Here is a 20,990-nt window from a genome sequence, read left to right on the forward strand (position 1 = left end):
GCTCGGCTCTCAGGCGCGTCGCAGGCCGCGCAGATAGGCGCTGCGCCGACGGGCGATCAGCAGCAGCCCGACGGCCGGCCCGAGCACGGCGGCCGCCAGGCAGATACCCAGCGCCGCTCCGTTCCCGTAACCGACACCGGCCGCGATGAGACATACGGACAGGAAGCCGACGCCGAAGGCGACCACTCCCGGGGTGTGGAGGTGCGGCTGCCACAGTACGTACGGGCCGACCGCGCGGGCCGGTTCCGGGCTGGGGAGCGGCTGGGTGACCGGCTCGCCGGCCGGCGCACCCGCGTACCGGTCCGGAATGGGCCCATCGGGTGTCGCGCCCATGAGGAACCGGCCGTCGTCGAGAACGAGCAGTGCGGGCTCCGACCACCCGGGCCGCCCGTCGGGCCGCGGCGTCCAATACAGCCATCCCGGCTGGCTCTCCAGCGCTTCCGCGAGCGGGACGGGGTCGAGACAGCGGTCGAGATACAGCTCCCGGTCGCCGTTCGCCGCGGTCAGCCGGAGGGCGGGGTGCAGCCGGCGGTGGCGCTTCGGCCCGTCGCCGCGTCCGGGACGGGGGAAGTGCAGGCCCGCGCCGGCGCCGGTGATGCGGACCCGCAGCATGTGGGACCGGCCCGCGATGAGGTCGGCGTCGATGCGGCGCGGGGAGGTGCCCTCCCGCAGGGCGAGGACGGCGTATCCGGCGCAGGCGCAGCCGGAGAGCGCCAGGAGCAGCATCTCGTGACCGGATGCCGTGCCGCCCAGGAGGGCACGCAACTCGTCCCGGCTCGGACTCAGGAGCGCACCGGCCGCGGCATCGCGTGAGGCGTACAGCGCCCACACCCCGTCGCCCTGTTTGGGCGGATCGGACGTGGTGACCTCCTCAGTGGTCAGCCGCGTGCCGCGCCCGTCGGGAACGGCTACCGAGACCGACGAGGTGTAGTGCACACCGCCGTGATTCTCCTGAGACCGGCTCGTGGAGCGGACCGCCTCCACAGTGAGCCGGGACAGCACCGGACCGCCATGGGTGATCTCCGCCAGCTGGGGAGTGCTGTCCACGGCGGAGAATCCCAGCATCACCAGCGGCAGGAACAGGGCCCAGAGCGCGAGCCCCACCAGCCCGCTGCGCCGCGCCGGCCACCATGCCGTGCGCCTGGCCTGCCGCGGCCACCATGCCGTACGCCCGCCCCGCCCAGGCCCGTGTGCGCCCCGCCCCGGCCCGCGTGCGCCGTCCGGCCCCCTGCCGGTGGCGGGCCTCCGTGCCGTCGTCCACCACCACATCGCCATACCGCCACCGGAGACCGCCAGACAGGCCAGCAGATCCCAGCGCGGATACGGGGCCACCTTGCCTGCCAACAGAACGGCCAGGAACGCGGCCGCGCCCGCCCAGGCCACTGCCGAGGCGGACGCCACCGCGCGATCTCGCTCCCTCACCCGAAAACGTCCCTCACGCTCTTCTTGGCCGGGTCACCCGGGGCGACCGTGTCCTTGGATTCTTCCCCGGCATGGGTGAGCGCGTCCTTGAGAGGCTGGCCGGCCACCCCGCCGGCGCCGTAGACGGTGCCGTTGATGATGCCGTCGACCGAGAAGTGCGGGCCCTCGTGGCCGGCCGGGAGATGGCCGTTGGCGGCGTGCACCGCGGCGCCTCCCGCGCCCCCGGTGGCGCTGTTGACGAGGGCATTGCCGAGGAATTCATCGCCGCTGACATGCTCCCCCAGCGCGGTCCTCGCCCCGTCGACGGCCAGTCCGCCGGTGACGTTGCCGGCGGCTCCGCCGAGGACGGCGCCCCGCATTCCGCCCACTGCCTTGCCGATGCCGAGTGCGGGTCCGGTACCGGCGACCGAGGAGAGACCGCCCTGCCAGACCGCCTCGCCGATATCGGTCTCCTTTCCCATCAGGCTGTTCGCCATGACCGTGGAGCCGGTATTGCTCGCCCAGGTGACCAGGACGTTTTTGAGGAATCGGTGCTCCTTCGCCAGACGGGAGACGGTCTGGAAAGCCTGGCCGACCTTGCGCAGGATCGTGCCGAGGGTCTTCGCCAACTTGGCGGCCTTGGTCGCCAGTTGGGCGGCTCGGGCGGCCCCCGCGGCCGCCGAGAAGCCCATGGTCAGGAAGGACAGGCCGACGGAGATGCCGATGGAGATACCGATCTCCAGATAGATCTCGTGGATCTCGCTGTTGATCTCCTCGATCGCCTCCGCGGCCTCATCGAGACTCTTCGCCGCCGCGGGCAATTGGGGCAAGGTCTTGCCCATCGCAGCGTCGAGATTCTTCCAGTGTTCCGCGAACGCGTCCGCCGCGGGGCCCTGCCAATGGGAGTCCAAGGTGCGCTGCACTTCGCGGTCCATGTCCTTGAACATGGTCCGGAGGTTTTCGTAGAGGTCCCGCCAGCCCTTGGCGGCCGCGCGCAGCACCTCGGGTTCGCCGCCGGGATTGATGATTTCCAGGCCGGCTTCGTAGACCTGCTCCGCTACCGACTCGTCACCGCTCATACCTGACGCCCCTGGTCGAAGCCGCCGGCCAGGGCCTCGTCCATCCCTGTGGCGTTCTGCTGGACCGTACGCAGACCCGCACCGATGTGGTCGAGGTGCTGCCGCAGCGCATTCAGCGACTCGACCATGTGCTGGGACATCTCGATATAAGCGGACGTCACTTCCTCGGACTCGGTGAGCACGCCGAACCCGTCATGAATCACCTCGGAATCGGTCTTCGCCCGGAATTCCCTGAGGTAACTCTCCAGATCCGCCCCGTACGTTTCAAAACTCTTCGCCAGCTTCGAAAGCGCCGCCGCATCCACTAACGACTCGTTTTGTGGCATGAGTATCCCCCTGTTGCTCCAAGACCTGGAAATCACGCGGCACTGGAATGGCCGTGGCACGGGAGTCTAGAAGTGGGGTGATCTTGGCGGAGGTTGCCTCGGGTGTTCTTGTCGGAACCTTTATGGCGGCGGTGTTGCTTGCTAACGGAGCCCGGTTGCTTACGGGGGCGGGTTGCCTACGGGGCCGGTCGCCTACGGGCCCGGTCGCTTACGGGGCGGCGGAGCACGGCCGACCGCCCGTTCAACGCACTCGGCCGAGCAGGTCGTTGAACGCCTGGAGCACGGCATCCGGGCGTTCCTCATGGAGCCAGCCGTGCCCTGCGTCATCGAGGACGCGGTGTTCGCCGAGCGGGGTCTCGGCGGCCAGTTCCGCGTGCAGCGCGCGTTTGCCTTCGTTGATCTCGTGCAGCACTTCTTCCGGCCAGAGGTGGGCCTGTGTGGCGTCGTGCCCCATGGCGGAGAGCACGATCAGCGGTACACCGGGGGTACTGGGTGCGCGCCGGAACTCCTCGGCGACCTCGTCGTAGAGGTTCTGGTTCTCGCGTGAGGCGACCCGCCAGGTGGCGAGATGACGTTCGACGAGCGGCTCGCGCACGGGCTCCGGCCAGGCCGCGAAGTGGCCTGCCAGCTGCTCACGGGACCGCTGGAACTGCTCCTCCGTGGGCTCCGCCAGCTCCTGGTCCCGCATCTGCTCCAGCATCCCGTCCAGCCGCTCCCGCGCCCGCAGAGGTGCGCGTACGACCAGGTCCTCGTGGAGCTGGCCGACGGCGGTGTGCTGGACGTGGCGGACGAGCAGCGGGTGCGTGGCGCCGTCGAGCGCCGGTACCGGCTGCGGCGGGAGCGGGCGGTGATCGACGCCGATACCGCGGCGTCGGTGTCGGTGGCGGATCACCGGCGGGTGTTCGCCGTGGCCATGGCCACACTGCTGGCCGAATTCAACGCCTACCTCGACCGGGAGGGCGCCGACCCGACGGCCGACTTGGTCGGCTACCGCCAGCACGCGCTCTGGCTCAGCCCGGACGAACGTGCCGAACTGATCGGCGAGATGCGTGAGGTGCTCGTCTCCCGGATGGGCAACGAGCCTTCGCCCGAGCGGACCCGGCATCTGCTCAGCCCGGTCCTCTTTCCCGCCGAGGAACCGCCCGCGGTCGACTAGACGAGTAGTTCCGTTGTCCGAGCTGTTGCGCGGGGTTGATGTCGAGTGCGCGCGTGGTCGGGCCAGGGTCGTGCCCTGAGGTGCTGCTGGAGGCCGACGTAGGGTGACTGAGCCATGTTGAGTACCGGCCTCCAGGCGTCCGTCAGTAAATGGAGGAGCTGTGCATCCCGCCAAGCTGGCGGATCTCCTCTAGCGGGTATGGGGTCTGCCTGCTCTGGCGCTGGAACTTGCGGTTGAAGCCGGACATCACTGCGGCGATCGGCGCGTGCCGGGCGATGATCGCCGCGGCCTCCTCTGGGATTCCTGTGGGGCGCTTGCCCTCTGCGCAGGCGTGCACCAGCGCGTAGCGGCCCTCCCCGTCCTCCCTCTGGTACCCGTACAGGGCGGTGACCAGCCAGTTCACCAGATACGTGGCGGTGTAACAGCGGTCGTAGGTCTGGTGCCGGTCGAAGAAGTCGGCCTCGTCCTGCGACAGCTCGAACCCGGAGGACAGGGCGAGGCCGTAGTCCGCGAAGTAGAGGCGCTGGCCGTCGGTCAGGATGTTCTCGAAGTGCGCGTCGAAGTGAAGGAGCCCGCGGCTGTTCATGAAGGAGGTGCCAGCTGCCAGTTCCCTCTCCACCATGGCAAAGGCTCGGTTGGCGGTTTGGTCTCCTGCTTCGACCTGGGTGCCCAGCCACTGGTGCAGGTTCTGCGGGATGTACTCCAGGAACAGCGCGACGCTCGCCGAGGACTGCTGGAGAGCCAGGATCCGGTTGCGCACCTGCGATCCGTCGCCCCAGTAGGCGACGGCCCGTTCGACGTCGGCAAGTTCCTCGGGCAGGGGCGTCGAGTCGGGCAGCACCCGCCAGTGGTACATCAGGGGGAAGCCCTCGTATTCCGCCGCGAGCACCCAGTTCGTCGTCATGGCGTGCACGGCGAGTTCCCTCCAGGCCCCGAAGCCCGGCCCGCCGATGGCGCCGATACCGTACTGGCAGAAGACGGGCAGATCGAACAGATTCGCCGTGGACCGGACGTGCTCAGGTTGCCTCTCCGGATCGGTGAGGGGCACCCGTTTCACGAAGACCGGGGTACCGGCGACCTCCAGCAAGGCTGATTTCCCGCCGATGCCGGATCCGATCGGCACGGCCGCGTCCACGAGCTCGCGCAGCGTGCGATCACTGCACAAGGCCAGGGATGTCGAGACAGTGCTATGGGCGGTCAGGCGCGAACCGCGCGACATGTCAGGGCACTTCACTGCGGACTCCACCTTGGTGCCGACCTCGATTCTGCAATGGCTGCGCAGTCCCGTCGAGCGCCACGACGCCGGCTCTGCGGTTTGGCCTCCGGAGCGAGCAGAGGGCGTCCAAGATCCGTGTGTGACGACAGACCCTGGACACCCTCCTGACCGCACTCTACGTAAAGATCGACGACGAAATGGGAGGAACCCGGCGCCTCGGTAGACCGCCGCTGCTCAGTAACTCCGAACTCGTCTGTCTTGCACAACAATCTGACCGGCGCAGCGGTTACCCGCTCACTGACCGCCTATGACCACGGACCACATCGGAACTACTCGTCCAGGGACCGTTGCGGGAGTGCTGGCTGCAGCCATTCCTTGAAGACTGCGAGCAGCACCCTCGCCTCGCGGGTGCCTGTCGCCGGTGGCGGCGGCCCTTGACCGAACCGGGCCCCCGCCACGCTCAGGTGTGAGCCGACGCGGACCGGGCACCCGCAGCCGTGAACCATGAGCCGACCGGAAGGAGCTGGCGCATGCTGACGGCACCCCTCGTGCTGCGCACGGATCTCGCCGAGGAGCGCGAGGCCCCTGGCCACGAGGCCCCGGACCACGACGTGCCGGATCCGCCACCGCCGGGCCCGCTGGACCCCGTCCACCCCAAGCCCCAGCCGCCGCCGGTCCCCGACCCGGGCGCCGAGCCGGGCCCCGCCCCCGACGCTCACCCGGCCCCCGACTCGGACGCCGAGCCCGAACCCGAGGCCGGGGCTGTCCGCCCTCGTGCGGCCGTCGCGTCAGGGCGGAGATGCGGATGATTCCGCCGCCCCTCAGCCTGGAGGTACGGGAGTCTCCGGCGCAGTCGACGTAGGGGACGGCCCGGCATGGGCATTGCGTCCGTCGAGAGGCTTTGCGCATGGCGAGGGACGGTGTGCCGCTGCGCACGCAGGGCGTGGCCCAGTGGCGACCGTCGGCGACGCGCGAGTAGGGAGCAGCAGTGACCAGACACCGTAAGTCCTCGCACCCGAAGATGGGCGAGGGCCAGAGCATGCACAAGGGAACCGAGCAGCACGGCTGGTCGCCCGACGTCGATCAGACCGAGCAGCAGAAGAACGAGAGCGCGCGCCGGTCGTTCCGCCCGGAGGAGTACGCGCCCGAGAAGGGCCGTGGCGAGAAGGGCCGCGGCAAGGAGTCCGGCGGGCAGGAGAAGGTCCCTCCGGCGAGCGAGGTCAAGAGCGAGACGCGTTCGGGCGAGCGGCGCGCCGCCGACACCGACGAGAAGGGCATGCGGGACATGGGTCCCAAGGGCCCCTCGCGCCGGCCCAGCGGCGGCAGGGACGCGGAGGCACACACCGGAGTCGACCCGCAGGACCCCTGACGGCCCGGCGGCCCGGTACCTCTCAGGTCGCGGCTACCAGTAGTGCTTGCGGCCCGCGACCGCGTGTCCCATGGCGCCTAGGCCCCAGAGAATGGCGCCGATGACGGCGAGGATGATTCCGAGGATCCACAGAATGCCGATGCCGGTCAGGAATCCGATGACAAGCAGGATGACTCCGAGAATGATCACGAGCCGCTCCGATCCGGGATGCGTGGCCGACCTGGCATGCGGGTCTGGCATGTGTGCGTATTCATCACTTTGATCCCGGGGTGCGCCGAGGGCAACTGCTCGTCGGCGGCGGCCCGCCGGAACGGCGGATCGCTCGGGAGGCCGGTCCCGGGGGCGCGCTCTACGCTGGGTGAGGAAGCCGGCGGCCGAGGTGCGGTGAGGCGGTGGATGGCTTATGGCCGTACGACACCAGCTGGTCAAGCGGGCGCCCGAGGAGTTGTGGGCGGTGCTCGCCGACCCTTCCCACTACGAGGACTGGGTGGTCGGAACCGCTCGTACGCGGCCGGAGGACGGTAACTGGCCGGAGGTCGGGGCGACGCTCGCCTATACGGTGCGGGTGGGGCCCTGGGAGGTCGGCGGGCACACCGTTGTCCGCCGCAGTGACCCGCCGCGCACTCTCGAACTGGAGGTGGACAGCGGTTGGCTGGGCACCGCCCGGATCGCCCTTGAGGTGCGCCCCTGGGGCACGGATTCCCTGGTCATCGTCGATGAACATCCGCTGACCGGGCCGGGCGGACGGCTGCACAACGCGGCCCTGGACGCCCTGCTGCAGCTGCGCCATCGCAGCATGCTCAGCAGGCTGGCGGAAGTGGCCGAAGCGGCCGAAGTGGCCGAGGCGGCCCCGGTCAGGGCACCCACCGGAGCTTGACCCGTCGGACTGACTGCCGGAGTGGCTGCGGCAGACGGGCCGCCGGACTGGCCACCTGGCTGGCCCCCCGACTGACCGGCCGACTGGCGCCGGACCGACCGCCGAGCCTCCAGGCCCCCAGACCCCCGTCCCGCCCGGCGGCGCACCGGCGGCCCTGCCCGGTGCGCCACCCCGCAGGTGAACAGGAGGCAGCGATGCCGGACGCAGTGGTGATCGGTGCCGGGCCCAATGGACTTGTCGCGGCGAATCTGCTGGCCGACGCCGGGTGGACGGTGGAGGTGCTGGAGGAGCAGGAGGAGCCGGGCGGGGCGGTTCGGAGCGACCGTGCGGTGCACCCTGACTTCGTCAACGATCTGTGCAGTTCGTTCTATCCGTTGGCCGCCGCCTCCCCGGTCCTCGGCGCCCTGGACCTGTATGAAGAGGGGCTGGTCTGGAGTCATGCGCCCCAGGTGCTGGCTCATCCGCTGACCGATGGCCGCTGTGCGCTGCTGCGGCGCGCCACCGCCGACACGGCCGCCGGGCTGGAGACCTTCGGCACCGGTGACGGCGCGGCCTGGCAGGGGTTGTGTGAGACCTGGGACCGGGTCGGCGGCGAGCTCATCGGCGCGCTGTTCACGCCCTTCCCGCCGCTGCGGGCCCTGACCCGGCTCGCCGCCCGGGTCCGCGGCGCCGGTGGGCTGCGCCTGGCGCGGATGATGCTGCTGCCCGTACGGCGCCTGGGCGAGGAGGAGTTCCGGGGTGAGGCAGGACGGCTGCTGCTGGCGGGCAATGCGTTGCATGCCGACCTCGCCCCCGAGGCCGCGGGCAGCGGCGGTTTCGGCTGGCTGATGTCGATGCTCGGCCAGCGCTACGGGTTTCCGGTCCCGGCCGGTGGTGCCCAGTCGCTCACCACGGCCCTGGTGCGGCGGCTGCAGCGCCGGGGCGGGGTGCTGCGTTGCGGGGAGCGGGTGGACGAGATCGTCATACGCTCCGGGCGCGCGGTGGCGGTGCGCACCGCGATCGGTGAGACCGTGCCGGGCCGCCGCGCCGTAGTGGCGGATGTGTCCGTGCCCGCGCTGTACGGCCGACTGGTCGATGCCCGGCATCTCCCCGGCCGGCTGACGGCGGACCTGCGGCGCTTCCAATGGGACTTCGCCACCTTCAAGGTGGACTGGGCGCTTGGCGGCCCGGTGCCGTGGACCGCCGAGGAGGCCGCCACCGCGGGCACCGTGCACCTGGCCGACGGAATGGACGAACTCACCCGCTTCACCGCCCAGATCGCCGCCGGGCAGGTGCCCGACCGGCCGTTCGCCCTGTTCGGCCAGATGACCACGGCGGACGCCACCCGCTCCCCGCCCGGTACCGAGGCGGCCTGGGCCTACACCCACGTACCCCACCGCATCCGGGGGGACGCGGGCGAGGACGGGATCGGCGGAGCCTGGGGCCAGGGGGAGCAGGCGGCGATGGCGGACCGGCTGGAGGAGCAGGTCGAGCGCTTCGCGCCGGGCTTCCGGTCCCGGATCAAGGCGCGCCGAATTCTCGCCCCGCCCGCGTTCGAGGCGATGGACGCCAACTTGCACGGGGGTGCCCTCAACGGCGGCACGGCCGCCCTCCACCAGCAGCTGGTGTTCCGTCCGCTGCCGGGCCAGGCCCGCCCGGAAACCCCCATAGCGGGCCTCTACTTGGCCTCCGCCGGAGCCCATCCGGGCGGCGGGGTGCACGGCGCCCCCGGCGCCAACGCGGCCCGCGCGGCGCTCCGCACCCGCGCCCCGGGCCGCGCCCTCAGCCGGGCACAGCGCGCACTCCACCACGGCGCCGGACACACATCCCGGCGGGAGAGGGAGAGGTGAAGCCACGGGCAGCTGACGCGACATAGAACTGACGCGACATAGAGCTGAGGCGGCAGTGAGTCGAAGCGACTTCGAGTTCAGGTGACAGGCGAGCTGAAGCGACGGGAAGCTCAGGCGACAGTAGAACTCTCAGGCAGGCGAGCCGAAGTGACGACCAGCCACCTCACCCCTGCGTAACCGGCCCGCCCGGCAGCGCCGCCAGCAGCATGAGTGCCACATCGTCCCGCCGGTCGGGGTCCCCGTGCCGGTTCTCCAGGAGGGCGTCGGCGAGGCGGTCCGGGCTCAGTGGCGGGGCGTCGTTGAGGCGTGCGGCGAGGTCGGCTACCGAGCGGTCCGGATCGACGCCCGGTGTCTCGATCAGGCCGTCGGTGTAGAGCGCCAGGACGGACTGCCGCGGCAGGGTGATCTCCGTGGTGGAGTACCGGGCGCCGGGCTCGATGCCCAGCAGCAGCCCCGGGGGGACGTGCAGCACCGTGGTGTGCCGGTCAGGGTGGCGGAGCAGCGGCGGTGGATGGCCGGCGCCGGCCAGCCGCGCCCGGCGGGTACGCAGGTCGATCTGGACGTACAGACAGCTGGTGAACAGGCCCGGGTCCAGATCCGTCAGCAGCCGGTTCGTACGGGCCAGCACCTCGTCCGGCGCGGCCCCGGCGGTGGCGTAGGCGCGGACGGCGGTGCGTACCTGCCCCATGAGGGCGGCGGCGGCCGCGTTGTGGCCCTGGACGTCACCGATGACGGCGGCGACGCTGTCCTCGTCGAGGCGGATCAGATCGTAGAAATCGCCGCCGATGTCCATCCCATGGGTCGACGGCAGGTAGCGGGCGGCGACGGCGAACCCCGGTACCGGGGGCAGCCCGTGCGGCAACAGGCCCGCCTGCAGATCGTGCGCCAGCTGCTGCTTGGCGTCGTACAGCCGGGCCCGGTCCAGCGCCTGGGCGATCAGCCCGGCCAGTGAGGTCAGCACCTGGCGTTCCTCCAGGCTGAAGGTGCGCGGGCGGGTGTACGACAGGATGCAGCAGCCGACCGGGCGGCCGGACACGATCAGCGGCAGTACGGCCCGCGCCGCCTTGCCGGTCAGCCGCGGCAGTCCGGGGTAGTCGCGTTCGATCTCCTCGGGGGAGCTGAAGAAGCTGGGCTCCCCGGTGCCGAGGGCGTGGACGGCGGGGCTGTTGGCGGCGCTGAGGGCGACCCCTTCGAAGGCGGCGACCGCCTCGGCGGGGTATCCGCGGTGCCCGATGGTGCGCAGCCGGCCCGCCTCCGCCACGTACATGAGCATGCCCTGGGCGCCGAACGCCGGCACGATCTGGTCGGCGACGAGAGCGACCACATCCTGCGTCCCCACGGCCTCGGTGAGGGCGGCCGCGAGATGCAGCACGTGGTAGATCTGGCCGGCCCGCACGGGCATGACCTCCCCGAGCGCGGGTTCGGGCGCCACCGGGCCGTAGTCCTTGTCCGACGGGGTGATCCACACGCTCAGGCCCCGGCCGTCCGGGAACAGCCGGAAGGTGAGCCAGTGGTGCGGCGGCCGGCTGGCGGTGAACGAGGCCGGGCGGCGGCTGATCACCGCGGCGCGGTAGCGGTCCTCGAAGGCCGGGTCACGCAGCCATGTCAGAACTTCCCAGGGGCGCGCGCCGATCAGCCGGCCGGCCTGCTCACCGAGCAGCTCCACCGCGCCCTTCGTGACCAGGGTGATGCGCCCCTCCAGATCGAGGGCGCAGCAGCCGCCGGGCAGCCGCTCCAGGTAGTCGGCCGCCGCCTGCGCCTCGGCCGGGCCCACCGTCCGCACCGGTGGCGGCGTGAGGACCCGCGGTGCCTCGGGCGGGTCGGAGCCGTCGGGCCGGGGGAGCTGTGCCAGCAGCGCCGCCAGGCGCTCACACGCGGCCGTCATCGCCTCGCGCTCCGCCGTCGACAGCCGGTGCCCATGGCCGGCCGGCCACAACAGCAGCAGCGCGCCTCGGCTGCCGGTCGGGCCGCCGACCGGGGCCGCCGCCAGCGAGAAGTCGTACGGCACTGCCACCGCCGTACGCGGAAAGTCGCGGGCCAGCTGCTGCGGGCCGCCCACCCACACCAGACGCTGCTCGCGGGTGGCGACGGCGACCGGGATGGGCGCTGCCAGCGCGACGCGGTCCCAGGGCGCCAGGAACGGCGCCGGTACCCCGCTCATGACGGTCAGCTGCAGGACCGGCACGTCGGCCGCCAGCACATAGACCCCGCCGACGGACGCCCCGGTCTCCCGCATCGCGCACAGCAGCGCCCGGCCCACCGGGTCGCCCACCGGGCCGGGCCCGGCCCCGCCGGTCATCGCGCACCTGCACACAGCTGTCGTTGTGCCATCGGGACCCACTCCGGCCCGCCGGACTCTCCCGTGCCGAGACCGAGCTGACGTCTCTCCCGGGACCGTGCTGATATCTCTCCCGAGACCGTTTCGACGGCTCTCCCGGGACAGTGCTGACGTTACGCCGCCCACCGGGCCGCGGCACTCGCTGCCGGGCCGGAGCGGGCCGGACCGGGCCGGACCCGACCGGTGCCCGCGGACCAGGACTTTCGGCCCCAAGATGCGCTCAGCTCAGGCCGCGTATCATGAAATGGCGCCTCTTTGTAGTGGCGCGGGCAGCATGTCGCCTCCGATTTCGGAGTGAAACATGGCCGCAGGCGAACAGGACGAGACCGAACAAGTCCGGCGTCCGTCCAGTAAGAAGACCGCCAAGAAGACCACGAAGAAAACCGTCAAAAAGACCGCCGAACGAGCCGGCAGCGTCCAGGCCGGACGCCGTGAGAGCGACACCGAACCGCAGGACGAACCGCCGCGCGCGGGCCGCCGGGTTTCGGCGCCACGCGCCATGCGGTACGCGGCGGAGCAGCTCAAGGAGCTGCTGGGGCGGGCCCCCGAGTCCGTCTCCGCGGTGCAGCCGACGGAGGACGGCTGGCAGGCGGACGTGGAAGTCCTGGAGCTGGAACGCGTCCCCGGGACCACCAGCGTGATGGCGACCTACCGGGTGATGCTGGACAAGGAAGGCGAACTGGTCGCGTACGAGCGCACCCGCCGCTACACCCGGGGCCAGATCGACCGTCGTTAGGGCCCGGGAGGCCCCACAGGGCCGTTCGCCGGGCGAACGAGACGGCCACTCCGTAAGGCCGGAGCGAGCCGGTGAAGGGAGGCACCGTGAGTGTGGTGCCGCAAAGCGGAGGAACCGTTGCCACAGGTGGCGGCGGAGGCTCCGGAAGCCTCTACGACATCCTCGACCTGATTCTGGACCGCGGGCTGGTCATCGACGTCTTTGTGCGGGTCTCGTTGGTGGGCATCGAAATCCTCAAGATCGACGCCCGGATCGTCGTCGCCAGCGTCGACACCTACCTGCGCTTCGCCGAGGCATGCAACCGCCTCGACCTGGAAGAGGGACGCAAGGCACCCTCCCAGCTCACCGACATCGTCGGTGAGGTGACCGAGGGCGGCTCGCACGGCAAGGCCAAGGGCGCGCTGTCCGGGGCCGCGGAAGCGGTGACCGACGCGCTCAAGGGCGGCGGGGACGACGAGGAGCACGAGTCGAGGCACAAGGAGCCCGCCGAGCAGCGCGAGCGGCCCGCTCGCCGGCCGGCCCGGCGCCGAAAGGAGTGAGGGATGTCGGTCTACGTCTACTCCATTCTCGCGGCCAGCCATCCGCAGGACCTGGCGGGCCTCGACGGGGTGGGGAACCCACCGTCCGAGCTCCGCACGGTGCAGAGCAAGCGCCTTTCCGCCGTCGTCAGCGACGCCCCGGAGGAGCTGCGGCCCAAGCGCCGTGACCTCGCCGCGCATCAGGCCGTCCAGGAACGGCTGATGGCCGGCGGCACGGTCCTGCCCTTGCAGTTCGGCTTCACGACCACGGACGACGAGGCCGTACGGGCCGTCCTGAAGGAGCGGGAGGACGAATTCACCGAGCGGCTGGAGGCGTTGGCGGACTGCGCCGAATACCACCTGAAGGCCGCCGAGGACGAGGACGCGCTGCTGCGGCAGATCCTCACCGAGTCGGATCAGGCACGCGAGCTCAACGAGCAGATCCGCAGCGGCAACGCCTCCCCCGAACTTCCGCTCGCCCTCGGTGAACTGGTCTCCCAGGAAGTGCAGGCACGGCAGGAGCAGCTGGCTGCCGGAGTCCTCGACGCGCTGCGCGGATTCGCGCGGGAGGAGAGCATCTCGGCGCCGACCGGCAACGACTTCCTGAGCGTGTCCTTCCTGGTGGAACAGGACAACGAGAAGAGCTTCCTCGGTGCGCAGCGGGATCTCGCCAAGGAGCTGGGGGAGGACTTCGACCTCCGGCTGCTCGGACCGCTGCCCGCCTACAGTTTCGTCTAGGGAGTGAGCCCCTATGGGCCTGTTGAGCCAACTCGCCACCCTTCCGCTGGCACCGGTGCGCGGCGTGGCCTGGGTCATGCAACGCACCCTCGATGCCGCGGAGCAGGAGTACTACGACCCCGAACCCGTCGAGCGGGAACTCGCCGAGCTGGAACGCGCGCTGCTGGCGGGAGAGATCTCCGAGGAGGTCTTCGACCGGCGCGAGGACGAACTGCTGGACCGGCTCGACGAGATCAGGGCGCATGCCCAGGGCACCGACATCTGACCGCGGTGGCCGCCGCGGAACGGGAGCGCCGCCCCGCGCTCCCGTCGCAACGCCGGAAATCGAGGTGCAGCGGCCGTGAGCGAACCCGTCGCCAGGAGGATGGGCGACTATCCGTCCCGGGCCGGCCCGCCTGGCGGGCAGGGCTCGTCGGCCAACCTTGCCGACATCTTGGAGCGGGTCCTGGACAAGGGCATCGTGATCGCCGGTGACATCCAGATCAACCTGCTGGACATCGAACTGCTCACCATCAAACTGCGGTTGCTGGTCGCCTCGGTGGACAAGGCGAAGGAGATGGGCATCGACTGGTGGGAGCACGACCCCTCGCTCTCCTCCCACGCCTCCGACGGCTACCGCTCGCTCGCCGACGAGAACAAGCGGCTGCGCGCCGAGATCAGGGCCATGCGCGAAGCCGACGAACTGCCGGTGGCCGAGGACGAAGACGAGGACGAAGACGAGGCCGAGGACGACTACGAGTACGAGGAGGAAGCGGAGGACGAAGCCGAACCCGAAGTGGGCGAGCGCCGTCCTGCCGCCCGCCGCTCCACCCGTGGTACCCGCGCCAAACGGGACCGGCCCGGCTCCCGTGGCAACCAGCCCGGCTCGCGTCCCAAGAAGAAGCGGGACGAATCATGACCGAGGTCATCAGCTATGCGTACGCGATCGCGCGGGACACCGACGGATCGCTCGCGGGGGCGCTGTCCGGACTGCCGGGGGTCGCGGAGGCACCGGTGCACCTGGTACGCGCCGGGGACCGCGGCGAGGTGGTGGTCGCCGTGAGCCCGGTCCCCGAACAGGACTTCCAGGAAGCCGCGCTGCGCGCGAACTTGGAGGATCTGGAGTGGCTGGAGTCGGTGGCCCGCGCCCATCACCGGGTGATCGAGGCGCTGGCCGCCCGCACCACCGTCCTGCCGCTCCGGCTGGCGACGGTGTACCTCGACGACGAGCGGGTGCGCGAGATGCTCGACACCCGCAAGGCGGCGTTCGCCGAGCGGCTGGCCGTGCTCGCCGCGCACACGGAGTGGGGCGTCAAGATCTACGTCGAGTCGCCCGCGCCCACCGACCGGCCGGCCGCGCCGCCCGCGGACGCGGATCTCAGCCCCGGACGGGCCTACCTCAGCCACCGCAAGGCACAGCGGCACGCCCGGGAGGACGCCTACCGCGATGCCGAAGAGGTCGCCCGGCGCGTCGAGACCGCCGCCCGCGGCCATGCGGTCGACCGGGTCCAGCACCGGGTGCAGCAGGGCGAACTCGCCCGCGGGCCGGGGGAGAACGTCGTCAACGACGCCTATCTCGTACCGCTGCGGCACGCCGAGAGCTTCCGCGCCGACGTCAGCCGGGCCGCCGAGGGACTGTCCGGGGTGCGGGTGGAGGTCACCGGGCCATGGGCCCCGTACTCCTTCGCCACGCCGCCGGAGACCGAACCGGTGACGGGAGCCGCGCCATGAGGCCGGCGGCCGGGCCGCCCCCGGCGACGACGGTCGAACCGCTGCCGGACCGGCAGATCGCGCTGATCGATCTGCTGGACCGGCTGCTCAGCGGCGGCGTCGTCCTGACCGGCGATGTCGTGCTGTCCATCGCCGATATCGACCTCGTCCGCATCTCACTGCGCGCGCTGATCGTCTCCATCAGCGAAAAGAACCCCTCCCCGTGGTCCGCCCTCACCTCCCCGGTACGGGACGACCATGACGGCTGACGACCGCCGGCCCGGCAACCGCTTCGACGATGTCGCCGACGCGGCCGACCGGGCCTTCCGTCTGCTGCCCGCCGCACCGCAGGACATCCCGCCCCCGGGCGGCCAGGCGGCCCGGCATCCGGCGCACCGGATCAGCGCCGACCCCGACACCGTGGAGCGGGACCTGATCAAGCTCGTCCTCACGCTGGTCGAGCTGCTGCGCCAGCTCATGGAACGCCAGGCGCTGCAACGGGTCGACGCCGGAGACCTCACCGAGGAACAGGAGGAACGGCTGGGGGCGACGCTGATGATTCTGCACGACCGCATGGTGGAACTCTGCGCCCGCTATGAACTGACGATGCAAGACCTCAATTTGGATCTCGGGCCGCTCGGGACCTTGCTGCCACCCGCCGAAGAACCCTGAAGGAGCACGCCATGAACATCGCGAAAAAGACCAGGAACATCGGCCATATCGTCGAGGGAAAGGCCAAGGAAAGGACCGGGAGGGCCCTCGGAAACAAGAGCCTGCAAAGGCGGGGCAGGGCCGAACAGGCCATGGGGAAAATGAAGCAGGCGGTGGAAAAGGGCCGGGAAAGCTTCAAGCACTGACCACCCTCGGCTCCACCCCCGGCCCCGCCGTCGCCGCGAGCCTCGCGCTGCGCTCCGCGGTCGCGGCGATCAACGCACGGGTCGTCACCGCTGGTTGAAGCGGTTGGCCGCCCGTTCGTTGAGGGCGCCGAGAACTCCGCGCAGCAGCCGGGCCGGTGGCCGTTCCCCGGCGGCGACCGTTGAGCCGTCGACGGTGCCGCGCGCGCCGTTGCGGGGCAGCACCCGGGCGACCGCCGACACCAGCCGGGTGGTGGTCACCGGGGCCAGCCCGTGCGCCGTGGCGCCGAGCCTGGCCGCAGGCGTCAGCACGATACGGGGCCGCCGCCGCTGGAGCGCGGTCACGATGCGCTCCGCCGCCCGCTCGGCGTTCATGGACAGCACCGGCGCCCCGGCCAGCGCCGAGAACCAGGCGTACTCCCGGCGCCGGTCCCCGCCGAAGCGGGCGTGCACATGCGACCCGGTGCGCATCAGGCCCGGGTGGACCGCGGTCACCGTGACGCCGTACGGGGCCTCCTCCGCATGCAGCCCCTCGGCCAGCGACGCCACCGCGGACTTGGCGCAGGAGTACGGCAGCAGATGCGGCACCGCCAACAGGCCGCCGACGGACCCGACCAGGGCCAGCCGCCCGCCGGCCGGGCTCTTCCGCAGGTGGGGGAGGGCGGCGAGCGCGGTGTTCAGGGCCCCGTTGAAGACGGAGTCCATCGCCTCCTCGAAACCGTCCGAGCCCAGCGCGTCGGCGGGCCCGACCTGGATGATGCCCGCGTTGGCGATCGCGATATCCAGCCCGTTGTGTTCCCTGGCGATCTCCGCGAGGCAGTCCCGCACCGCGGCGCGGTCCCGCACATCACACACCACGGCACGCACCGTCCCGCCGCCCCACTGACGCAGCTTCCCGACGGCCCGGCCGAGTTCGGCCTCGTCCCTGGCCAGCAGCACGACATCACAGCCGCGCCGCAGCAACTGGCGGGCCATGAGCAGCCCGAGCCCCCGCGAGCCGCCGGTGACGACGGCGGTGAGCCCTTTGATCGGAGGAGCGGCCGGAAGCAGACGCATGATGAGCCCTTCCTCTGGGCGCGGATCGGCACGGACGGGGCGCGGCGCCCCTGCGCGAGCCCGCGAATGTCAGTCCGCGAACGTCAGCCCGCGGACGGTTCAGCCCGCGCCCGGCAACCGCACGTAAACGGAGCCATCGCCCTCCACCCTCACCCGGAAGGAAGGCTGCGGAGCGGTCGCCGGGCCGGCGATATTCGCACCGTCCGCCAGCCGGAAGACGCTGCCGTGCCAGGGGCAGGTCACACAGCCGTCGGCGAGGGTGCCGTCCGTCAGCGGCCCGGACTGATGGCTGCACCGCCCGGCCAGCACATGGATCTCGCCACCCACCTGACGGACCACCAGCAGCGGCACCTCACCGAGCTCCCGGCGTACGGCCTCACCGACCGGGAAGTCCTCCACCCGGCCCACGGGGTGCCAGCCCTCCTCCAGCAAACGGGGCACCGGCTCCGTCTTGTTGGGGCCCGCGCCCTGCCGGAAGGCGAGGTGCCCGCCGAGCATGCCGCCCGCACCGGCCACGGACAGGCCGGCGAAGCCCAGCAGCTTGCCGCGCACGGTGCCGCCGCGGCCACGATGCACCCAGGAGCGCGCGTACAGGCCGATGGCCAGGGCCATCGACACCGCATGCACCAGACCGGTCCGCATCTGGTCCTCGTGCTGCTCGGCCCAGTCCACCCAGCCGGCCCACGCGGCGGGCACGGCCGACAGGACGCCGACCCCCACCAGGAGGCGGGCGCTGCGCCCGGTACCCGGGACGGTGTCCAGCACCGCGGCCGAGGCCCATGCGCCCATCGGCACCTGCACCAGCGCCGGATGCAGCGGATGGCCGATCGGCAGACCGTGCAGCACATCGCGGAAGCGCCCCAGAGGCAGGCCGCGCACCACCCGCTGCACCGCCCCGGTCACGGCATCCAGCTGCTCCCAACGGCCCAGTGCGTCAAGGGATTTGACGAGTGCGGTACTCATTCCTCCTCCTCGCCTTCCTCTGCCTCTTCTCCCTCATCCCATTCGGCGTCTGTGTCCTCGTCCTCGGGCCCGGCCTCGGCGTATTGGTCACCGGACTTGCGGTGCTGTCCCGTCTTTGCCATGAACGGTTACCTCCGGCGCTCGACACGCGATGCGGTCTTTTTGGCAGCCTTCTTCGCGGGAGCTGCCTTCTTCTGTGCGGCGGTCTTCTTGGCAGGAGCCTTCTTCGCAGGAGCCTTCTTGGCGGCGGACTTGCCCGCCGTCTTCTTGGCCGAGGTCGTCTTTCCTGCGGCCGTCTTTTCCGCGGCCGTCTTTCCCGCGGTCTTCTTCGCGGCGGTTTTCTTCGCTGCTGTCTTCTTGGCCGGGGCAGCCTTCTTGGCGGGTGCCTTCTTGGCTGTCTTCTGCACTGCGGTCTTCTTCGCCGCCGTCTTCTTTGCCGCGGTCTTCTTGGCGGGCGGCCGCTGCCCACCCTGCTTCTTTTGCGCATCGGCTCGTGGCGTACGCCGACGGGGCCGCTCCTCGGGCTCCTTCTCGGGCTCCTCTTCCTCCTCGGGCTCCTCCTCCTCTTCCTCCGCCGGCTCTTCCTCCTCGTCGTACTCGGATTCCCCCTCTTCTTCCTCCCCTTCTTCTTCCTCTTCCGGACCGAGTCCGAGCGACACGGTGCGGTCGTGGAGGGTGTCGGCCAGCGTCTCCAGACGGCGGTTGGCGGTGGTCGTCAGGGCCTGCTTGCCGGCCTCCAGCACTTCGCCGCGCAGCTGGTCACGCAGCTCTGCGACCTGCGGCATCTCGCTGAGTTTGCGTATTCCCTGGGCCACGAGCTGGCGTGGTTCGAGCCCGATTTGACGCCCGGCGACATAGGACGCCACCGTGAGCGCGAACCGGCCCTTCTTCGTGCGGCCCAGCACATAGCCGCCGGCCAAGGCGGCGGCCAGCAGGACCTTGGTTCCGTTGTTCATGGGTGCGTCACCTTTTCCCGGCCGTGCAGTCGATAGGCGTCGGTGCGGGGCCCGCCACCCGGCGGCATCGTTCTTCCCTATCTCCAGAGTGATCGGAGTCGTGACCGCCGCATCTTGAGCGGGCAGAGAAAGCCGACGGGGCCACGCTGTGAAAGGGCCCGGTCCCGCTGGGTGGCCGGGTCATGACGTCGTGACCGTCGGTGGCCGCGAGCGCGGCGGATATGCCCAGGCGGCGGTCCACGGCAGGTGTGCGGGAGCTGTGCAACGGCCCTAGGCTCGGAATATGCCGGGAACACACCGTGCACCGTCTCGTGTGGGAGTAGGGGGAGCGCGGTGTGTTCGCCGGCGCAGGGCATCGCGGCGGCTGTCGGTCATCGCGGCGGTGGTGGCGCTGTTCTGTGCTTTCCTGGGAACTCCGGCCGCGGTGGCCGTCGATGACCCGAAGCTGACGCCGTTCTACCAGCAGACGCTGTCCTGGGAGCCCTGTGGCGAGGACCTGCAGAACGGCGCGCAGAGCGACGGGGCCACCCAGCCGCCCGGCTTCCGCGAGCGGCTGGAGTGTGCCCGGATGGAGGTGCCGCGGGACTACGCCAACCCCACCGGGAGCACCATGCAGGTCCAGCTGATCCGGCTGAAGGCGACCGGGCCCGGTAAGCACCTCGGCTCACTGGTGATCAACCCCGGTGGGCCCGGTGCTTCCGGCGTCAACTATCTGATCGACAGCGGGAGCGCCTTCGCCCGCCTGGGGCAGCGCTACGACATCGTCAGCTTCGATCCGCGCGGCACCGGCCACACCGAACCCATCTCCTGCGGCAGCAAAATCACCACGGGCGGCGACGACAGCCTCGCCGCGAAGGAGAAGCGCATCAACGAGGGCTGTGGCCGGTACTCCGGCGGGCTGCTGCGCTGGGTCGGCACCCCCGATGTCGCCCGGGACATGGACGTACTGCGCGCCGCCGTCCACAACGACAAGCTCAACTACCTGGGTTTCTCCTACGGCAGCAAGCTGGGCGCGGTCTACGCCCATGAATTCCCCGACAAGGTCGGCCGAATGGTCCTGGACAGCGTCGAGGACCCGACCAAGAACACCTGGCAGACCGCACTGGCCCAGGCCCGGGGCTTCCAGCGGGCACTGGACGACTTCGCCGCCGACTGCCTCCAGGGTGCGGGCTGCCCACTGGGCACCGACAAGAGCGGAGCGCAGGAGCAACTGCGCAAGTGGTACCAGCAGTTGAGTGAACGGCCGATGAAGGTGAAGGGGGAGACGGTGGATGAGACCACCTATGTGTATGCCTTGCGTGAGGCCCTGTACAGCAGAAGCGACTGGCCGGCGCTGCGCCAGGCGCTGGTGCAGCTGCGGCGGGGCGACGCCGCCGGGATCCTCCGCCTGAGCGAGAGCGGTGGCGGCAGCGCCGCCCGTACGGTCCCGGCACCGCAGGTGGGCCGGGACGAGCTACCGCCGCAGGACCAGCTGGCCCTGCGGGCGATCTCCTGCCGGGACACCTCGGAACGCTATGACGCCGATGACTACCCCCGGGCCGAGCGCGAACTCAACCGGGCCTCCCCGCTGTTCGGCCCGGACATCGCCCCGCTCCTGCTGGACTGCTACGGCTGGCCGGTAGCGGGCGACGACTCCTCCCGGGATGTCGCGGCGCCCGATGCCCCGCCGCTGCTGCTCGTCGCCACCAGTAACGACCCGGCGACGCCGTACGAGGGTGCGTTCAACATGGCCCGCATGCTGGACAATTCCAGCGTCGTACTGACCTTCCACGGTGAGGGGCACGCCGCCTACACCACCGGAGATCTCTGCATACAGCGCTATGTCGACAACTTCCTGCTGAACGGGGTCTTGCCGAAGGCCCGTACGTCCTGCGGCTGACGGGGGCGGG

The 20,990-nt window shown here is 70.9% G+C and carries 26 protein-coding genes and 1 pseudogene; 16 read left to right on the forward strand and 11 right to left on the reverse strand.

The genetic code is table 11. The annotated features are described in order from the left end of the window. Nucleotides 1–9: 9 nt before the first annotated feature. The 4 genes from STRTU_RS30930 to STRTU_RS30945 all read right to left on the reverse strand — a co-directional run bounded on the left by STRTU_RS30930 (nucleotide 10) and on the right by STRTU_RS30945 (nucleotide 3,506). Nucleotides 10–1,422, reverse strand: coding sequence for a hypothetical protein (locus tag STRTU_RS30930; protein WP_159748273.1), 1,413 nt, complete (start codon nucleotides 1,420–1,422; stop codon nucleotides 10–12). Then, nucleotides 1,419–2,480: a WXG100 family type VII secretion target gene (locus STRTU_RS30935; RefSeq protein WP_159748275.1), complete on the reverse strand. Its 1,062-nt coding sequence runs from the start codon at nucleotides 2,478–2,480 to the stop codon at nucleotides 1,419–1,421. The genes STRTU_RS30930 and STRTU_RS30935 overlap by 4 nt, the downstream gene beginning before the upstream one ends. Next, complete coding sequence (locus tag STRTU_RS30940) at nucleotides 2,477–2,806, reverse strand: hypothetical protein (protein ID WP_159748277.1); 330 nt, start codon at nucleotides 2,804–2,806, stop codon at nucleotides 2,477–2,479. Before STRTU_RS30940 ends, STRTU_RS30935 begins: the two co-directional genes overlap by 4 nt. Nucleotides 2,807–3,047: 241 nt before the next feature. Next, nucleotides 3,048–3,506 (reverse strand): alpha/beta fold hydrolase, encoded by a 459-nt coding sequence (locus STRTU_RS30945; RefSeq protein ID WP_167539268.1) that lies wholly within the window; start codon nucleotides 3,504–3,506, stop codon nucleotides 3,048–3,050. 51 nt (nucleotides 3,507–3,557) lie between these two features. Between STRTU_RS30945 and STRTU_RS30950 the strand changes: the two genes are divergently transcribed. Continuing rightward, nucleotides 3,558–3,962 (forward strand): ArsR family transcriptional regulator, encoded by a 405-nt coding sequence (locus STRTU_RS30950; protein ID WP_308789401.1) that lies wholly within the window; start codon nucleotides 3,558–3,560, stop codon nucleotides 3,960–3,962. A gap of 142 nt (nucleotides 3,963–4,104) precedes the next feature. Here the strand turns inward: STRTU_RS30950 and STRTU_RS30955 are convergent, their stop codons facing one another. Beyond that, on the reverse strand, nucleotides 4,105–5,181 hold the full coding sequence (locus tag STRTU_RS30955; RefSeq protein ID WP_159749759.1) for a protein kinase family protein: 1,077 nt from the start codon (nucleotides 5,179–5,181) through the stop codon (nucleotides 4,105–4,107). Nucleotides 5,182–5,330: 149 nt separating this feature from the next. Between STRTU_RS30955 and STRTU_RS36220 the strand changes: the two are divergent. The 3 genes and pseudogenes from STRTU_RS36220 to STRTU_RS30965 all read left to right on the forward strand — a co-directional run. After that, nucleotides 5,331–5,441, forward strand: a pseudogene (locus tag STRTU_RS36220) (IS982 family transposase); the annotation flags it as partial. Nucleotides 5,442–5,708: 267 nt separating this feature from the next. Beyond that, nucleotides 5,709–5,987 (forward strand): hypothetical protein, encoded by a 279-nt coding sequence (locus tag STRTU_RS30960; protein ID WP_159748279.1) that lies wholly within the window; start codon nucleotides 5,709–5,711, stop codon nucleotides 5,985–5,987. A 179-nt stretch (nucleotides 5,988–6,166) separates the two neighbouring features. Further along, a complete protein-coding gene (locus tag STRTU_RS30965; RefSeq protein ID WP_159748281.1) occupies nucleotides 6,167–6,547 on the forward strand; it encodes a hypothetical protein in 381 nt (126 codons plus the stop codon). Between the two features lie 33 nt (nucleotides 6,548–6,580). Here STRTU_RS30965 and STRTU_RS30970 read toward each other — a convergent pair whose 3' ends face one another. Next, nucleotides 6,581–6,736: a DUF6131 family protein gene (locus tag STRTU_RS30970; RefSeq protein WP_167539277.1), complete on the reverse strand. Its 156-nt coding sequence runs from the start codon at nucleotides 6,734–6,736 to the stop codon at nucleotides 6,581–6,583. Nucleotides 6,737–6,950: 214 nt separating this feature from the next. Between STRTU_RS30970 and STRTU_RS30975 the strand changes: the two genes are divergently transcribed. Both STRTU_RS30975 and STRTU_RS30980 read left to right on the forward strand, forming a co-directional pair. Next, nucleotides 6,951–7,424 carry an SRPBCC family protein gene (locus STRTU_RS30975; protein ID WP_159748283.1) on the forward strand — a complete coding sequence of 158 codons (474 nt, stop codon included), beginning with the start codon at nucleotides 6,951–6,953 and terminating at the stop codon, nucleotides 7,422–7,424. A 194-nt stretch (nucleotides 7,425–7,618) separates the two neighbouring features. Beyond that, complete coding sequence (locus tag STRTU_RS30980) at nucleotides 7,619–9,253, forward strand: phytoene desaturase family protein (RefSeq protein WP_159748285.1); 1,635 nt, start codon at nucleotides 7,619–7,621, stop codon at nucleotides 9,251–9,253. 163 nt (nucleotides 9,254–9,416) lie between these two features. Here STRTU_RS30980 and STRTU_RS30985 read toward each other — a convergent pair whose 3' ends face one another. Then, nucleotides 9,417–11,552 (reverse strand): SpoIIE family protein phosphatase, encoded by a 2,136-nt coding sequence (locus STRTU_RS30985; protein WP_159748287.1) that lies wholly within the window; start codon nucleotides 11,550–11,552, stop codon nucleotides 9,417–9,419. A 340-nt stretch (nucleotides 11,553–11,892) separates the two neighbouring features. On the opposite strand from STRTU_RS30985, the gene STRTU_RS36225 reads away from it, so the two are divergent. From STRTU_RS36225 to STRTU_RS31030, 9 genes are all read left to right on the forward strand, one after another. Continuing rightward, entirely contained in the window at nucleotides 11,893–12,327 is a 435-nt protein-coding gene (locus STRTU_RS36225) for a gas vesicle protein GvpO (protein ID WP_159748289.1), read from the forward strand. A gap of 86 nt (nucleotides 12,328–12,413) precedes the next feature. After that, complete coding sequence (locus tag STRTU_RS30995; RefSeq protein ID WP_159748291.1) at nucleotides 12,414–12,866, forward strand: gas vesicle structural protein GvpA; 453 nt, start codon at nucleotides 12,414–12,416, stop codon at nucleotides 12,864–12,866. Between the two features lie 3 nt (nucleotides 12,867–12,869). Continuing rightward, complete coding sequence (locus tag STRTU_RS31000) at nucleotides 12,870–13,583, forward strand: GvpL/GvpF family gas vesicle protein (RefSeq protein WP_159748293.1); 714 nt, start codon at nucleotides 12,870–12,872, stop codon at nucleotides 13,581–13,583. Nucleotides 13,584–13,596: 13 nt separating this feature from the next. After that, nucleotides 13,597–13,848 (forward strand): gas vesicle protein GvpG, encoded by a 252-nt coding sequence (locus STRTU_RS31005; RefSeq protein WP_159748295.1) that lies wholly within the window; start codon nucleotides 13,597–13,599, stop codon nucleotides 13,846–13,848. A 75-nt stretch (nucleotides 13,849–13,923) separates the two neighbouring features. Further along, nucleotides 13,924–14,481 (forward strand): gas vesicle protein, encoded by a 558-nt coding sequence (locus STRTU_RS31010; RefSeq protein WP_371873693.1) that lies wholly within the window; start codon nucleotides 13,924–13,926, stop codon nucleotides 14,479–14,481. Then, nucleotides 14,478–15,293 carry a GvpL/GvpF family gas vesicle protein gene (locus tag STRTU_RS31015; protein ID WP_159748297.1) on the forward strand — a complete coding sequence of 272 codons (816 nt, stop codon included), beginning with the start codon at nucleotides 14,478–14,480 and terminating at the stop codon, nucleotides 15,291–15,293. Before STRTU_RS31010 ends, STRTU_RS31015 begins: the two co-directional genes overlap by 4 nt. Further along, nucleotides 15,290–15,541: a gas vesicle protein gene (locus STRTU_RS31020; protein ID WP_159748299.1), complete on the forward strand. Its 252-nt coding sequence runs from the start codon at nucleotides 15,290–15,292 to the stop codon at nucleotides 15,539–15,541. Before STRTU_RS31015 ends, STRTU_RS31020 begins: the two co-directional genes overlap by 4 nt. Next, entirely contained in the window at nucleotides 15,531–15,944 is a 414-nt protein-coding gene (locus STRTU_RS31025; RefSeq protein ID WP_159748301.1) for a gas vesicle protein K, read from the forward strand. The genes STRTU_RS31020 and STRTU_RS31025 overlap by 11 nt, the downstream gene beginning before the upstream one ends. Nucleotides 15,945–15,955: 11 nt before the next feature. Continuing rightward, nucleotides 15,956–16,129: a CsbD family protein gene (locus STRTU_RS31030; protein WP_159748303.1), complete on the forward strand. Its 174-nt coding sequence runs from the start codon at nucleotides 15,956–15,958 to the stop codon at nucleotides 16,127–16,129. 84 nt (nucleotides 16,130–16,213) lie between these two features. Here the strand turns inward: STRTU_RS31030 and STRTU_RS31035 are convergent, their stop codons facing one another. From STRTU_RS31035 to STRTU_RS31050, 4 genes are all read right to left on the reverse strand, one after another. Further along, nucleotides 16,214–17,182 (reverse strand): SDR family NAD(P)-dependent oxidoreductase, encoded by a 969-nt coding sequence (locus STRTU_RS31035; protein WP_159748305.1) that lies wholly within the window; start codon nucleotides 17,180–17,182, stop codon nucleotides 16,214–16,216. A 99-nt stretch (nucleotides 17,183–17,281) separates the two neighbouring features. After that, nucleotides 17,282–18,145, reverse strand: a complete 864-nt coding sequence (locus STRTU_RS31040; protein ID WP_159748307.1) for a Rieske (2Fe-2S) protein — start codon at nucleotides 18,143–18,145, stop codon at nucleotides 17,282–17,284. After that, nucleotides 18,142–18,267: a hypothetical protein gene (locus tag STRTU_RS31045; RefSeq protein ID WP_269777410.1), complete on the reverse strand. Its 126-nt coding sequence runs from the start codon at nucleotides 18,265–18,267 to the stop codon at nucleotides 18,142–18,144. The genes STRTU_RS31040 and STRTU_RS31045 overlap by 4 nt, the downstream gene beginning before the upstream one ends. A 6-nt stretch (nucleotides 18,268–18,273) precedes the next feature. After that, nucleotides 18,274–19,101, reverse strand: a complete 828-nt coding sequence (locus tag STRTU_RS31050) for a histone protein (protein WP_159748309.1) — start codon at nucleotides 19,099–19,101, stop codon at nucleotides 18,274–18,276. Nucleotides 19,102–19,483: 382 nt separating this feature from the next. On the opposite strand from STRTU_RS31050, the gene STRTU_RS31055 reads away from it, so the two are divergent. Further along, nucleotides 19,484–20,980, forward strand: a complete 1,497-nt coding sequence (locus STRTU_RS31055) for an alpha/beta hydrolase (protein WP_246241541.1) — start codon at nucleotides 19,484–19,486, stop codon at nucleotides 20,978–20,980. Nucleotides 20,981–20,990: the final 10 nt, after the last annotated feature.

Origin of the sequence: Streptomyces tubercidicus (genome assembly GCF_027497495.1) — a bacterium.
Taxonomy (GTDB): Bacteria; Actinomycetota; Actinomycetes; order Streptomycetales; family Streptomycetaceae; genus Streptomyces; species Streptomyces tubercidicus.